The sequence below is a fragment of the Mesorhizobium sp. M1A.F.Ca.ET.072.01.1.1 genome (assembly GCF_004023325.1).
Lineage (GTDB): Bacteria > Pseudomonadota > Alphaproteobacteria > Rhizobiales > Rhizobiaceae > Mesorhizobium.
The window spans coordinates 1-1,184 of the sequence record NZ_RZSF01000658.1 but is presented as its reverse complement, the minus strand read 5'-3'; the positions used below and the strand labels follow the sequence as shown (position 1 = coordinate 1,184).

General features: G+C 64.9%; 1 protein-coding gene and 1 pseudogene. Both read right to left on the bottom strand.

The features are described from left to right. Positions 1-228, bottom strand: a pseudogene (locus EOA32_RS37355) (hypothetical protein); the annotation flags it as partial. A gap of 253 nt (positions 229-481) precedes the next feature. After that, positions 482-1,184: adenosine kinase (locus tag EOA32_RS37350; protein WP_145971523.1), on the bottom strand; the 703-nt coding region annotated here is incomplete at its 5' end.

The following is a 1,184-nucleotide window of genomic DNA, read 5'->3' as shown; positions in this document are numbered from 1 at the left end:
GGTCAGCCCGGTCCAGCTGCCCTTGAAGGAGGTGATTGCAAGCCGCTGCGCCTGTGGCAGGAAGGGAAGGGCGGCGGCAACGCTGCCGGCAATCGCGCTGGCGGAGGCCAGGGCTTCCGCGTCCAGCAAAACGCCGTGCTGCATCAAAGCTTGTCGCACAACCTCGGCCACAAGGCCGGCCAAGGCGTCTTGCGAAATTCCGTCAGGCGGATTCTGAAATCTGGTCATGCATCTGTCTTGCGCGCCGCGCTCCTCTCAAGCTGGGGCCGGTCGTTGAACGGCTACAGCGGAAAGCGGCAATCGCAATGGTGACGGACGCAGCGACCGTGAAGGTTGCTGTCTTGCATTTTTTTGACACCCCAACTGCTGCGGGCGCCCGAAATGTCAGTCGCGGAACGCCCAATGTGCCTCTAGGAGCGATCTATGACAGCGGCGCGACAGCCGGGTTCATTTGGCGCCCGACCGGGATGACGCAGCGGAACTAAAGCAGGCCCGCCTGTTCCGCTTCGCGGCGCAGATCCTGGCGCGGTCGCGGGCCGATCTGCTGGATCACCAGCCCGGCCGCCAGTGAGCCGAGGTCGCCGCAGTCCTGGAGGCTGCGTCCGGTCGTGTATCCATAGAGGAAACCGGCGGCGTAGAGGTCGCCCGCGCCGGTCGTGTCGACCAGTTCCTTGATCGTGGTCGCATAAATAGTGACGGTCTCGTCGCCGCGCACGATCACCGAGCCCTTTTCCGAGCGAGTAACGGCGGCGATCTTGCAATCCTTGCGTATCGCCGCCAGCGCGTCCTCGAAGGAAGCGGTCTGGTAGAGCGACTTAATCTCGTGGCTGTTGGCGAAGACGATGTCGACCGTGCCGGAGCGCATCAGATCGAGGAACTCGTCGCGGTAGCGGTCGACGCAGAAAGAATCCGACAGCGTCATCGACACTTCGCGCCCCGCCGCATGCGCCAGCCTCGCGGTCTGCCGGATCGCTTCCTTGGCGCGCGGCGGATCCCACAGATAACCCTCGAAATAGGTGACCTTGGCGCCGGCCGCCTTGTCGGCCTCGACGTCCTCCGGCCCCAGCTCGACGCAGGCGCCGAGATAGGTGTTCATCGAGCGCTCGCCGTCCGGCGTGACGAAGATCATAGAGCGAGCCGTCGGCGGCTCGCCCTGCAGCGGCTTGGTGTCGAAGGCCACGCCC